At 66.8% G+C, this 13,140-nt stretch carries 10 protein-coding genes and 1 pseudogene; 6 read left to right on the forward strand and 5 right to left on the reverse strand.

The window, feature by feature from the left end; all coding sequences use genetic code 11:
- Together ABD974_RS17055 and sufT are read right to left on the reverse strand one after the other, a co-directional pair.
- A pseudogene (locus ABD974_RS17055) lies at positions 1-464 on the reverse strand (peptidase M4 family protein); the annotation flags it as partial.
- 463 nt (positions 465-927) lie between these two features.
- A complete protein-coding gene (gene sufT / locus ABD974_RS17060; protein WP_345304547.1) occupies positions 928-1,479 on the reverse strand; it encodes a putative Fe-S cluster assembly protein SufT in 552 nt (183 codons plus the stop codon).
- 177 nt (positions 1,480-1,656) lie between these two features.
- Between sufT and ABD974_RS17065 the strand changes: the two genes are divergently transcribed.
- Together ABD974_RS17065 and ABD974_RS17070 are read left to right on the forward strand one after the other, a co-directional pair.
- Positions 1,657-4,095: a TonB-dependent receptor gene (locus ABD974_RS17065; protein WP_345304548.1), complete on the forward strand. Its 2,439-nt coding sequence runs from the start codon at positions 1,657-1,659 to the stop codon at positions 4,093-4,095.
- A gap of 126 nt (positions 4,096-4,221) precedes the next feature.
- A complete protein-coding gene (locus ABD974_RS17070) occupies positions 4,222-4,650 on the forward strand; it encodes a hypothetical protein (RefSeq protein ID WP_345304549.1) in 429 nt (142 codons plus the stop codon).
- 1 nt (position 4,651) lies between these two features.
- Here ABD974_RS17070 and ABD974_RS17075 read toward each other — a convergent pair whose 3' ends face one another.
- The 3 genes from ABD974_RS17075 to ABD974_RS17085 form a co-directional block, all read right to left on the reverse strand.
- Positions 4,652-5,122, reverse strand: a complete 471-nt coding sequence (locus ABD974_RS17075; RefSeq protein ID WP_345304550.1) for a DUF3592 domain-containing protein — start codon at positions 5,120-5,122, stop codon at positions 4,652-4,654.
- Positions 5,119-5,838, reverse strand: coding sequence for a methyltransferase family protein (locus tag ABD974_RS17080; protein WP_345304551.1), 720 nt, complete (start codon positions 5,836-5,838; stop codon positions 5,119-5,121). Before ABD974_RS17080 ends, ABD974_RS17075 begins: the two co-directional genes overlap by 4 nt.
- A 129-nt stretch (positions 5,839-5,967) precedes the next feature.
- Positions 5,968-8,226: a M4 family metallopeptidase gene (locus tag ABD974_RS17085; RefSeq protein ID WP_345304552.1), complete on the reverse strand. Its 2,259-nt coding sequence runs from the start codon at positions 8,224-8,226 to the stop codon at positions 5,968-5,970.
- Between the two features lie 542 nt (positions 8,227-8,768).
- Between ABD974_RS17085 and ABD974_RS17090 the strand changes: the two genes are divergently transcribed.
- The 4 genes from ABD974_RS17090 to ABD974_RS17105 form a co-directional block, all read left to right on the forward strand.
- Complete coding sequence (locus ABD974_RS17090; protein ID WP_345304553.1) at positions 8,769-10,853, forward strand: oxidoreductase; 2,085 nt, start codon at positions 8,769-8,771, stop codon at positions 10,851-10,853.
- Positions 10,854-11,066: 213 nt separating this feature from the next.
- A complete protein-coding gene (locus ABD974_RS17095; protein WP_345304554.1) occupies positions 11,067-12,242 on the forward strand; it encodes an acetyl-CoA C-acyltransferase in 1,176 nt (391 codons plus the stop codon).
- 137 nt (positions 12,243-12,379) lie between these two features.
- On the forward strand, positions 12,380-12,739 hold the full coding sequence (locus tag ABD974_RS17100) for a hypothetical protein (protein ID WP_345304555.1): 360 nt from the start codon (positions 12,380-12,382) through the stop codon (positions 12,737-12,739).
- 206 nt (positions 12,740-12,945) lie between these two features.
- Positions 12,946-13,140, forward strand: a 195-nt coding sequence (locus ABD974_RS17105; protein WP_345304556.1) for a hypothetical protein, incomplete at its 3' end; no start/stop codon positions are given.

Below are 13,140 nucleotides of genomic sequence, written 5' to 3' on the forward strand. Positions count from 1 at the left end.
CGCATGAAGCCCTGACGCGTACCGAGACCGGCGCTCTTGCCGACGGCGAGCGCGCGATTGGCGTTGAGGCGCGGGCGACCGGCCGGGATTTCGGAGGCGAGGCCGTCGACCTTGCGGCCGAACAGGGTGCGCAGGTTGCCGCTCTCGTCCTCGTTGACGATCACGTGTTCGCCGAAGATCGGCAGGCCGCGGAAGGTCTGCTGGTAGCGGTGGTTGCGCACGCCGAGGCTGGTCTTGCGATCCAGCAGGAACAGGCGCGAATCGGCGTCCAGACCGAGGGCCTGCGCGTGACGCGCATGGGTCGTGCCGACGAGGCCCGCCTTGGCGACGACGCTGTTCTGGCGGGCGATGCCGGCGACATCCTGCTGCTGCAGATCGCTGCGGACCGCAGCGGACGCTTCACCGGCGAACAATGCCAGCGCAGTCGCGCCGGCCAATACACTCAACTGACAAAAACGATTCACTTTCAATGCTCTCCCTGAAAAAGTTGGAAACGCTTCGTGTTGCGATGGGTGTAACGACACTCGGTCGAACGCTCCGCCGAATCGACAAAAGCTGCCCGCGACTTCACGGCCCCCCAGGGCACTGCGTGAAATCGAAAACGATCGGGAGCGGAGGGCCCCTCTCCATCGATGGAGAGGAGACGATTCGACACTAAGCTGAACGAGCGTTCAGCGTCAACATCGGCCGTGAAATTCAAACGATCAGCGGGGATATGGCGATAATTTCACCAGTTCGGCGACATGCTCTGTGATGCGAATCGCAGCTTTTCGACGCAACCGGCGAGCGCATCCGCCACCGATGCTGCGGTCGCCGCAAACGTTTGCGCAGACGATGCCCGTCTGAAGGGCAGATGCCGGCGAGCGGCGAAGCCGCGAAGGCGGCCGAGGAAGACCAGGCGAGGCAGACGGTGCCGGGAGCGGCGGCTCAGAACATCCCGGTTTCGAGGCGGGCGACCTCGGACATCATGTTGCGGCTCCACGGCGGGTCGAACACCAGCTCGACATCGACCTCGGCGACCGTGGGGATGCGCTCGAGCTTGCCGCGCACGTCCTCGACCAGGATTTCGCCCATGCCGCAGGCCGGCGCGGTCAGGGTCATGCGGACGTCGATCCGGCGCTCGCCGTCTTCGCGGCGCACCACGGCGGCTTCGTAGACCAGGCCGAGGTCGACGATATTGATCGGAATTTCCGGGTCGAAGCAGGTGCGCAACTGCGCCCAGACCAGCTTCTCGACTTCGTCGTCGCTGGCGCCCTCGGGCAGCTCGATGGGTGCCGGCGGCTCCTTGCCGATGGCATCCGCATCCTTGCCCGCGATCCGCATCAGATTGCCTTCGACGAACACCGTCCAACTGCCGCCGAGCGCCTGGGTGATGTAGCCGACGCTGCCGGCAGGCATGGTCACGGCCTCGCCCTGCGGCACCAGGACGGCATCGCAATCGCGTTCGAAACGGACGGGTTCACTGCTGCGGGAATACACGGCGGCGTGTGCGGGCCGCGGTGGCGGCGCCGAGGAGGAGCGGGCCGCCATTGTACCGGAGCGGCTTGCCGACATGTCCGTGCGGTATAAAGGGCCCGCAGCCGGTCTGGCCCGGCGGCACCCGGGAGGGGGAATCCCGGTGCCGCATCATCTCAATCCTCATGGAGAGTGCTTCACATGTTCCGAAACGCCCACTCGATGCGGCAGATGCGCCGCGATCACCTGTCGCTGGCCCTCGCGGCGGTCCTGGCCGCCAGCGCCGCCCTGCCCGCCCTCGCACAGGACGCGACCCAGGCCCCCGCGCCGGATGGCGCCGGCGAACTGGACCGCATCATCGTCACCGCGCAGAAGCGCGAACAGCAGATCGAGGACGTGCCGATCGCGATCAACGCCTATTCGGGCGAGTTCCTGCAGGCGCAGGGCATCCAGGATTACGGCGATCTCGGCAATCTGGTCCCGGGCCTGGAAGTGCAGACGCAGAGCGTGAGCAATCCGAGCATCTCGATCCGCGGCATCACCGCCGATCTCGACGATCCGACCCAGGAGCCGCGCATCTCGGTGTTCCAGGACGGCGTCTCGATCAGCCGCTCGCGCGGTTCGTCGGTGGAAATGTTCGACATGGAACGCGTGGAAGTGCTGCGCGGCCCGCAGGGCACGCTGTTCGGCCGCGCCGCCGAAACCGGCGCGATCCACCTGATCCAGAACAAGGCCCGCACCGGCACGTCCGCCGGCTTCGAACTGGGCCTGGGCAGCGACGACCAGCGCCGTTTCACCGGCCACTACAACACCGACCTCGGCGAGAACGTGCAGGGCCGCATCGCCGCCTTCTACGAAACCCGCGACGGTTTCATCGAAAACCTCGACGGCGGCACGCTGCAGGGCAAGGACACCCGCGCGCTGCGCGGTTCGCTGCACTTCGACATCGGCGAGAACAGCGGTGTCGACGTGATCCTCAACTATCAGAAGGACACGCCCCCCGGCACCGGTTTCCGCAGCCAGGTGATTCCGAACCTGCAGGGCAGCCTCGACCCCTACACCGCGAATTCGCAGCGCGGCGACGATCTCGGCACCGATCGCGAGGTCTACGGCGTCACCGCGCTCGGCGACTTCGTGTTGAGCGAGAACTGGACGCTGTCGACGATCACCGGCTGGCGCCGCTACGAAGGCCTCGACAAGTTCGACTCCGACGGTTCGCAGGCCGACCTGATCGAATTCGACGAACGCGCCGAAGGTCGTCAGTTCAGCCAGGAAGTGCGTTTTAATTTCGACAACGGCGGCAATTTCACCGGCTTCGTCGGCGGCTCGTATTTCGACGAGACCTCCGACCGCGAGCTCGATTACCAGGCCGACGAGCGCCAGCTGTACGCATTGCTGTCGCCGCAGATCAACGCCAACACCGCGGCGCTGCTGGGCCCGGCGCTGGCCAATCTCTACTTCCCGATCGTGCCGCTGCTGAATCCGAACGCGACCCCGAATACTTCGGTGGTCTCGACCTGGCTGCCGGTGCCGGGCATGGTCGCACCCACGCCGACGAATCCGGCCGGTTTCCTCGCGATCCCGCTGAATCCGGATCATCGCGAAACCTTCGGCAACGATGTCGACGTGCGCGCGATCGAACTGTTCGCCGACGGCACCTGGCAGTTCAACGACCAGTGGTCGCTCACGCTCGGCCTGCGCGGCTCGCACGAATCGGTGGAATACGGTTATTTCTCGCGCGGCGGCAATGCGTCGAGCCTGGGCTTCCTGCTCTCCGGCCGCGGCACCCCGGCCTGCGGCGCACCGCCCTGCAACAACCTCCTGTTTCCGGCCACCGCCGGTCGCCTCAGCGCGAGCGACAGCTTCAACTCCTGGGTCGGCCGCGCCGTCCTCGGCTACAAGCTCTCCGACACCATCAACACCTACGCCAGCGTCTCGCGCGGTCGCCGTCCGAACATGATCAACGTCAGCGACACCGGGACGGAAGACGTGCCTGCGGAAATCGTGTGGAGTTACGAACTGGGCATGAAGGGTTCCGCCGCAGATGGCCGCTTCGTGTACGACCTGTCGCTGTTCTATTACGACTACAACAACTTCCAGGCTTCGGTGCAGAACGACACCCCGCCGCCGTTCTTCGTCACCACCAACGCCGGGCGCGCGCATGCGCTGGGCTTCGAGGCTTCGCTGTTCGGCCGCTTCAGCGACAACGTCAACGGCTGGCTCAACTACGGTTACATCGACGGCGGCTTCAACGCCTTCGACGACAACGGGACCTACCAGGAACTCGCGGGCAATCGTTTCCGGATGACGCCGAAGCAATCGTTCTCGCTCGGTCTGGACTGGAGCATTCCGCTGCAGAACGGCGACAGCCTGTACCTGCGCCCGAGCTACAACTGGCGCGGCCACGTGTATTTCGAGGACGAAAACCAGCCGGGGATCGAACAGGACGGCTACGGCCTGTTCAACCTGCGCGCCGGCTGGCGCTTCGCGGACCATTGGGAAGTGGGCGTGTGGGGCAACAACCTCGCCGACAAGGAATACCTGACCGATGCCGGCAACACCGGCCTGCTGTTCGGCATTCCGACCGTGATCGCCGGCGCCGACCGCAGCTACGGCGTGACTCTGCGCGCGAAGTTCTGACCGGACCCGCATCGATCCGGCAAAGACGGCCGGCCGCTGCACGCGGCCGCCCGTCGACGTTTCCGCACCCTCGCGCATGACCTCCGGCGGCTTCGCCTGCAGGCCCGCCTCCGCTACTCTGTCGCCATGACCGCATCCTCCGCTTCACCGGCCGTACCGCGCACGCGCGTGGTCGCGCCCGCACTGCTGCTCCTGCTCGGCATCTTCGGCATGAGCGCAATCTGGACGCTGCTGGCGTTGATCGTCGACAGACAATGCGCCTGGATCGCGGTCATCACGGCCGCGGACCTGGCGCTGCTGCTGCGGCTTTCCCACGCCGCTCCCGGCCTGCCGCGCGCGTTCGTGACGCTCGCCGCGACGCTGGCCACGATCCTGATCTCGAACTGGACCATCGCCGCCACCCAGATGGGCGGGCCGATGGGATTGCCGCTGGTCGATTCGGTGCAGCGGCTCGGCACCGACCACGCGCAGACTCTGATGCTGCTGGCCAATCAGCCCGCCGAGTGGGCGTGGTACGCGGTCGCGGCGATCGTGGCGCTGTGGCTGGGGCGTTGAATCAGATCGGCGCGGCGCCGACGAAGGCGTAGCCGGCGGCGATCAGCGCGATCAGGAACCAGATGCCGATGTGCCACAGATTGGCGCGTTCGGTGCCCGGCAACACCACCGCGCGCTGTGGGCGCTTCGGGTCGTAGCGCACCTCGATCGTCTGCCCCTTGCGGATGCCGGACAACAGCGCGTACGCCTCGCGCTCGCCCAGACCGCGCGCGGGACGATAGGTGAAGTGCCTGGAACGATGGCGCCTGCCGGCGACGACATAGTCGTAGACCAGATGCGCATCGGTGGAGACGTAATGATCGCCATCGGCATCCCTTTTTTCCTGCACATCGAACCAGACATCCACGACCGTGCCCTGCGTCCGGCGCCAGCGCCGCGAGGCCTCGCCCAGCGCATACCTTCGCCCATGCCAGAGCGCCATGCCCAAGGCGATGGTCGCGACGATCAACGGGATCCAAGACGTCGCGCTCATGGCACGTCCTCACGCGCGGTCGATGGGATCGCGGCACGCGGGAACAACAATCCGGTGCGCGCCCGGTAGGCCGCCCACCCCGGATGTCGCGCCATCCGCGCGTCCTTGCGCAGCATGTTCGGCAGAAACACGCCTCCCCATACCCAAGCCAGCACCAGCCACGGCAACCAATGCCCGGCGACGACGGCGAACGCGGCGTACAGCATCATTTCGCCCAGGTAATTCGGATTCCGCGTCCGCGCGAAGAAGCCGTCGACGATCAGTCCCGGCCGCGCGCGCAGCACGAAATGCTTCTGCGCATCGGCGCCGACCATCAGCGCCAGCCCGATCGCATACAACACGATCGCGCCGCCGAGTACTGCCGGCGACTGTTCGATCCGCTGGCTGACGATCAGCCACGGCGCGATCCAATACGGCCCGAGCACGAACAGCCAGGCGTTGAGCGCTCCACCGAGCGTGATCTTCTTTTCCCAGGACGGGTCGGGAAAGATCGCGTCCTTGAGCAGCCACACCAGGCCGTAGCTGCCGTGCAGGCCGAGATAGACCCAGGCCGTCGGCGTCCAGCAGTCGTGGGCCCACATCAACGCGAGCACGAACGGCAGGGTGCCGCCTTTCTGCAGGTTGATCGCCGACGCGAAGCGGACCCGCGGGCCGCCGAGGAAATCCTCGGTGAGATGGTCGCGGACGCGGAAGAATCGGTCGAGAGGCGATGTCATGACGGAATCGTACCGCGCCGCCACGCGAATGATCTCGATATCGCAGTGCGATTCGCGGATGCATGCCGCATGCGATTCCGCCCGGGATCACCGGGCGGAATCGGTCTTGCCTTCATCGGAACCAGGCGGTCAGAAGCCGCGCAGACCGATGGCGTAACCGTAGATCGACGCCGCGCTGGACTGGATGTGATCCTTCGACGCAACGCTGCAACCGGCAGGGCTCAACGGCCTGATCTTCCACAGCACATTGCCGTTGCCGCTCCAGTTCACGAATGCGCCGCAACCGGTGAGGGCATAGCCGCCCGCCAGGCTTGCGGTGGTGGTGGGATGCGCCGCAACGCCGGACAGCGCCGAATTCACCGTCGAGGCGAAGGTGCCGATGCCGGCCACGCTGGCGGGGAAGCCGATGGCGAAGGCCTGCGCGGTCGCGGGCGAGGACACGTAGTGATCCTTCGAGCGCACGCGCCAGCCGGTACCGGACGGCGCGGACGCCGTGGCGATGTTGCCGGAACCCGACCAGTTCACCTTGAATCCGCCGCCGACCAGCACGTAACCGCCGGGCAGATTGGCGGTGATGTCCGGATGCGCGACGAAGGCACTGGTGGCGGTACTGACGTTGAGGCTGCTGCGCACCTGCGCCGCACTCATGCCGGCGACCTTCAGGCCGATCGCCCAGGCCCGCACCCGGACCGGATCGGGGTTGACGTGATCCTTCGTCGACACCAGCCAGGCGGTGAGGCCGCTGTTCGGATACGACGCGGTGAGCAGATTGCCCTGCGGGTTCTCCTTGCCTTCGCCGCCACCGCCGATGACCACATAGTCGGACGGGACCGTCACCGCGAAATCGGTGTTGTGCGACAGCGTGTTGTCGGAATAGCGTTCGAACACCGCGATCGTGACCTTGCCGCTGACGTCGGTCTGTTCGAACAGCTTGATCACGCCGCCGCAGTTGACGCCCACCACGTCGAATGCGGCGGACACGTCGCTCACGCTGTAGCCGTAATCCTGCGCCGCCGTCTGTACGCCGCACGCCCCTTGGTTGAAGTTCGTGCTCGCGGTCCAGTACAGGTCGTTGGCCCGCGCGAAGACCTGGAAGGCCCGCTGTGTGTTCCAGCCCGGCTTGGTGGCCAGGGTGAAGAACGCCCTGTTGTAGACGCCCGATGAATAGTGGACATCCATCCCGTTGGTGTAGTCCGAGGCATGACCGATCGAAAGGCCATCCTGCGTCGGATCCGCCATGTAGCGCAGCGCGCCCGCGCTCTTGAAGATGTCCTCGCCGACGAGGAAGTCGTTGTTGCCGTGCATGTAGTACTCGGCCGCTTCGCCGGCGATGTCGGAGTAGGCTTCGTTGATGCCGCCCGACTGGCCTGAGTAGGTCAGGTTCGAATTCTGCGAGGTGAAACCGTGCGAGACCTCGTGCGAGGCCACGTCGAGGCTGATCAGCGGGTAGAACGTGCTGGCGCCGTCGCCGAAGGTCATCGCCGCGCCGTCCCAGAAGGCATTCTCGTAGCCCGTGGCGTAGTGCACGCGCATCACCAGCTGGAACGTCAGCGGCGGCTTGCCGATATAGGCGTTGTACATGTTGTAGATCACGCTGCCGAAGTAGTGGGCGTCGTTCAACGGCGAGAACGCGCCGTTGATGATCTGGAAGGCATTGCGTGGGCAGTTGTACGAGAACGCGGGAGTATCGTCGATGCCGTGATTGAGGTTCATGGTCAGGACGTTGGGATTGGTCATCGTGCAGGTCGAACCGGACTGGGCCACGTCCATGAAACCGAAATCGGTGCCGTATTCGTACTGCCCGGTCTTGACGTTGCCGCCTGGGCCGGTGCCGACAAGGGCATGCTGCAGGTTGTCCCACTGCTGCAGGACGCGGCCGGTCTGGGCGTCGACGATCACGGTCGGACGCATCGGCGAGCCGCCGCGCGCGGTGTCGGCGAAGTACGACACGACGTAGGCCTTGCGGGCGCGGCCGGCGTCGTCGATGTGGATCATCAACTCTGCCTTCTCGTCGCGCGTGCGCATGAAGCCCTGACGCGTACCGAGGCCGGCGCTCTTGCCGACGGCGAGCGCGCGACTCGCATTCAGGCGCGGACGACCGGCCGGAATCTCTGACGCGAGCCCGTCGACCTTGCGGCCGAACAGGGTGCGCAGGTTGCCGCTCTCGTCCTCGTTGACGATCACGTGTTCGCCGAAGATCGGCAGGCCGCGGAAGGTCTGCTGATAACGATGGTTGCGCACGCCGAGGTCGGTCTTGCGATCCAGCAGGAACAGGCGCGAATCGGCGTCCAGGCCGAGCGCGCGGGCGTGACGCATGTGGACGGTATCGGCGACGCCGGCCTTGGCGATGGCGTCGTTCTGTCGCGCGATGCGAGCGGCGTCCTGCATTTGAAGATCCGTGCGGATAGCGGCCTGAGCGCCGAGTGCGTACAGGGCCAACGCGCTCGCAACGGCGAGCGCGGTCTGACGTGGATGATGTCTCACAATCAATCTCCTTATCGATGGATGGACGGGAGCCGCCAAATGCGGCTCGTGCTTCCCTGCGGCGACGCGCCCCTGATACGGCACCTTCATGGCCTGGGCTCGATCTCCGCCAGACCATGGCAGAGGCGGAACGCGACGATGGGCGTTCCGCAATTCAAGACTAGACAGGCATCTTCGAGCGCGTCAATCGCGAACCGCGGAACAGCGCGCGAATTCCGATGGGCGGTATCGCACCTGCGCGCGGGATGAACGATTCGAAAATCCAGCCATCGTTCTTCAATGCAGCGCGCTGCGCAGTCTCGACCCGTGCGCCGCGAATGGCGGAGGAAGACCGGTATCCGACGCATCCGGAACCGGCGCACGGCCGAGCCTGTGCGTCGGGGACGATGCCCCGACGGGGGCCGCTTGCAGGCAGAATGCGACATCGATCGCTTCCCGGACCGCCCATGCGCGACCCTCGCTACGACATTCTTTTCACGCCGATGCGGATCGGACCGGTCACGGCGAAGAACCGGTTCTTCCAGGTGCCGCACTGCAACGGCATGGGCCACGCGATGCCGCTGGCGCATGCAGCGATGCGTGAAGCCAAGGCCGAAGGCGGCTGGGCGGTGATCTCGACCGAAGAGTGCGAGATCCATCCTTCCGGCGATGTCTCGCCCTATGTCGAAGCCCGGCTGTGGGACGATCGCGACATTCCCGCCCTCGCCCTCATGTGCGACAAGGTCCACGCGCACGGCGCGCTGGCGGCGGTGGAACTCACCCACAACGGCCCGACCGCGTCGAATCTGTATTCGCGCGAGGTGCTGATCGCGCCTTCGCATCAGCCCTCGAAATACGGCTATCCGGCGCAGGCGCGGGCGATGGATCGCCGGGACATCGCGAACTATCGACGCTGGCATCGCGACGCCGCGCTGCGGGGCATGCGCGCGGGCATGGACATCGTCTATGTCTACGCCGCGCACGACCTGTCGCTGGCGATGCATTTCCTCCAGCGCCGGCGCAACCATCGCACGGACGAATACGGCGGCACGCTGGAGAATCGCGTGCGGCTGCTGCGCGAAGTGCTGGAAGACACGAAGGAGGCGGTCGGCCATCGCTGCGCGGTGGCGATCCGCTTCGCCACCGAGGAACTGCTGGGGCCCGCCGGGGTCGAGCGCGCGGAAGCCCAGGACATCGTGGGCATGCTCGCCGAGATTCCGGACCTGTGGGACGTGAACGTCGCCGCCTGGTACAACGATTCGGTGCCCTCGCGTTTCGCGCCGGAAGGCGCGCAGGAGCCCTTCATCGATTTCGTGAAGAAGACCACCAGCAAACCGGTGGTCGGTGTCGGCCGTTTCACCTCGCCGGACACGATGGTGTCGCAGATCCGACGCGGCGTGATCGACTTCATCGGCGCGGCGCGCCCCTCCATCGCCGACCCGTTCCTGCCGAAGAAGATCGAGGAAGGCCGGATCGACGACATCCGCGAATGCATCGGCTGCAACATCTGCGTCTCCGGCGACAACACCATCACTCCGATCCGCTGCACCCAGAATCCGACCATGGGCGAGGAATGGCGTCGCGACTGGCACCCGGAAACGATCGCACCGGCGAAGTCGGCGGCGAAGGTGCTGGTGATCGGCAGCGGCCCCGCGGGCCTGGAAGCGGCGCGCGCGCTGGGCCAGCGCGGCTATGAAGTGCATCTGGCCGAAGCGCGGCGCGAACTCGGCGGCCGCGTCACCCGCGAAGCGCGCCTGCCCGGGCTGGCGGAATGGGCGCGGGTGCGCGATTGGCGGCTCGGGCAGATCAGGAAGATGCAGAACGTCGCCACGTATCTCGATTCGGCGCTGACCGCACAGGACGTCCTCGACTTCGGCGCGGAGCACGTGATCGTCGCCACCGGCTGCCACTGGCGTCGCGACGGCGTCGGCCGCAGCCATGGCGAACCGATTCCCGGCTTCATCGACAACGCCGCCGTCTTCACGCCCGACGACATCATGGACGGACGTATGCCCGACGGTCCGGTCGCGATCTACGACGACGACTACTTCTATACCGGCAGCACGATCGCCGAAGCGCTGCGCCGGGCGGGGCGCGAGGTGGTCTACGTCACGCCGGACGACACCGTCGCCTCCTGGAGCGCCAACACCCTCGAATACCGGCATATCCAGTGGCGCATGGCCGAACTGGGCATCGAGCAGATCGTCTCCCACGACATCCGCGCCTTCGCGGACGGCGCGCTGGACCTCAGACAGGTATGGAACGGCCGGCGACGCCGGCTCGACTGCGCCGCCGTGGTCGCGATCACCTCGCGCCTGCCCGACGACGCGCTGTATCACGCCTTGGCCGCGCGCGAAGCCGAGTGGGCCGACACCGGTCTGCGCACCGCAACCCGGATCGGCGACGCGCTGGCGCCCGGACTGATCGCCCATGCGGTCTATGCCGGCCATCGCATCGCGCGCGAGCTGGATGAGGCGCCGACGGGCGAAGTGCCGTTCAAGCGTCACTTCCATACGCCACGGGAAAGTGACCTGCTGCGCCCGGACGCCTGAACGGGCTCCCGGGCCGACGACCTCCAGGTCAGGCCGTGATCGGCCGAAGGTCGGATTTGCGGCAGTGCAGCATGGGTCGCATAATCCGGCCGTCACCGATCCGCCCCGGCCTCCCGACCTCGCGCAACGGGTCGGCTTCCCGGGCCGTCACGACCCATGCCGGCGCAGCGGGGCTGCGCGGCCGCCATGCTTCTCCCATCCACGGAGTCCCACATGTCCGACATCGTCATCGTCGGTGCGAAGCGCACCGCCATCGGTTCCTTTCTCGGCCAATTCACCGGCGTCCCCACTCCCACCCTCGGCGCCGCGGCCATCGCCGGCGCGCTGGACCACGCCGGCCTCGCCCCGGATCAGGTCGATGAAGTGATCATGGGCTGTGTGCTGCCCGCCGGCCTCGGCCAGGCGCCGGCCCGCCAGGCCGCCCTCGCCGCGAAGATCCCCACCGCCGCCGGTTGCACCACCATCAACAAGGTGTGCGGCTCGGGCATGAAGGCGATCATGTTCGCCCACGATCTGGTCAAGGCCGGCTCGGCCCGGGTGGTCGTCGCCGGCGGCATGGAATCGATGACCAACGCCCCGCATCTGCTGAACGGCTCGCGCACCGGCATCCGCTACGGCAGCGGCGAACTGCTCGACCACATGGCCTGGGACGGCCTGACCAATCCCTACGACAAACAGGCCATGGGCGTCTTCGGCGATGCCGCCTGCGCCAAGTACGGTTTCGACCGCGCCGCCGTCGACGCGTTCTCGGCCGAAAGCGTCGCCCGCGCCCAGAAGGCGATCGCCGAGGGTGCGTTCCGCGATGAAATCGCGCCGGTTACGGTGGTTACACGCAAGGGCGAGAGCGTCGTCGATACCGACGAGGAACCCGGCAAGATCGACCCGTCGAAGATCCCGACCCTGCGTCCGGCGTTCGGCAAGGAAGGCGTGCTGACCGCCGCATCGTCGTCGAAGATTTCCGATGGCGCCGCCGCGACGGTGGTGATGTCGAGCGATGAAGCCGCGCGCCGCGGACTGCAGCCGCTCGCGAAGATCGTTGCGCACGCGACGCATGCGCAGGCGCCGGAATGGTTCACCACCGCACCGGTGACCGCGATCGCGAATGTGCTTGAAAAAGCGGGCTGGAGCGTGGGCGACGTCGATCTGTTCGAAGTCAACGAAGCGTTCGCGTGCGTCGCGATGGCACCGATGAAAGATCTCGGCATCGCGCACGACAAAGTGAACATCCGCGGCGGTGCGTGCGCGCTCGGACATCCGATCGGCGCCAGCGGCGCGCGACTGGTGGTGACCCTCATCGCGGCGCTTCGCGCTACCGGCGGCAAGCGCGGCGTGGCCTCGCTGTGCATCGGTGGCGGGGAGGCCACCGCGATCGCAGTGGAACTCCCATAAGGCGATGGAACGGACAAACCGGACGAAACCGGCCACGCCTGCTTGACAGCCGTCCGCGGCTTGTCATCATGGAGCCCAAGACGCCTCCGGGCGTCCCCCGCGAACGCAACCACTCACCATTCACGAGGATCGACACCATGACCCTGAACAAGGCTCTGCTCGCCCTGGCCCTGGGCTTCGCCCTGACCGCCTGCACCAACAAGGACCAGGCCGCCGATTCCGCCGCCGAAGCCGCTGAAGCCGCCACCGAGGCGACCGAAGCCGCTGGCGACGCCGCCGCTGCCGGCGACACCGCCGCTGCCGACGCCGCCCAGGCCGCCGCCGAATCGGCCGCTGCCGCCGCCGACGCTGCGACCGCCCAAGCCGCCGAAGCCGCCGCTGCCGGCACCACCGCCGCTGGCGACGCCGCCGCCGACGCTGCCGAGAAGGCCGCCGACGCTGCCGAGTCCGCCGCTGCCGCCGCCGGCGAAGCTGCCGACGCCGCCAAGAAGAATTGATTCAGTCGACCGGTTCAGTCGGGCTTCACATCGCTGAATTGGTTGCTACAATGAGGAAGCCGCAATGAATCACCTGCGGCTTTTTCATGGTGCTGGCAAGCACCAAGTAAGTCAGTGAACGAACACAAGCCGGCTCTCGCCGGACTGCCCCGCGCACTGGCGTTGCCTGACCCCTGTTTTTTCAGACAACTCCTTTGGAGAAAAGCATGAACACGAAGCTTTACGTCCTCCTGGCCGCCGGCGTCCTCGCTCTGTCGGCTTGCAACAAGGCCGAAGAAACCGCTGACGCCTCCGCCGAAGCCGCCACCGAAGCCGCCGACGCCACCGCCGACGCCGCTGCCGCTGCCGGCGACGCCGCCGCCACCGCCGCCGACGCCGCTGGCGACGCCGCTGCCGCCGCT

This window comes from Lysobacter hankyongensis (genome assembly GCF_039543145.1).
Taxonomy (GTDB): Bacteria; Pseudomonadota; Gammaproteobacteria; order Xanthomonadales; family Xanthomonadaceae; genus Lysobacter_I; species Lysobacter_I hankyongensis.

Bases quoted from the DNA above. Each gene is read 5' to 3' on its own strand.
- ABD974_RS17065 (WP_345304548.1), top strand. From the start codon at position 1,657: ATGTTCCGAAACGCCCACTCGATGCGGCAGATGCGCCGCGATCACCTG.
- ABD974_RS17070 (WP_345304549.1), top strand. From the start codon at position 4,222: ATGACCGCATCCTCCGCTTCACCGGCCGTACCGCGCACGCGCGTGGTC.
- ABD974_RS17075 (WP_345304550.1), bottom strand. From the start codon at position 5,122: ATGAGCGCGACGTCTTGGATCCCGTTGATCGTCGCGACCATCGCCTTG.
- ABD974_RS17080 (WP_345304551.1), bottom strand. From the start codon at position 5,838: ATGACATCGCCTCTCGACCGATTCTTCCGCGTCCGCGACCATCTCACC.
- ABD974_RS17085 (WP_345304552.1), bottom strand. From the start codon at position 8,226: ATGCAGGACGCCGCTCGCATCGCGCGACAGAACGACGCCATCGCCAAG.
- ABD974_RS17090 (WP_345304553.1), top strand. From the start codon at position 8,769: ATGCGCGACCCTCGCTACGACATTCTTTTCACGCCGATGCGGATCGGA.
- ABD974_RS17095 (WP_345304554.1), top strand. From the start codon at position 11,067: ATGTCCGACATCGTCATCGTCGGTGCGAAGCGCACCGCCATCGGTTCC.
- ABD974_RS17100 (WP_345304555.1), top strand. From the start codon at position 12,380: ATGACCCTGAACAAGGCTCTGCTCGCCCTGGCCCTGGGCTTCGCCCTG.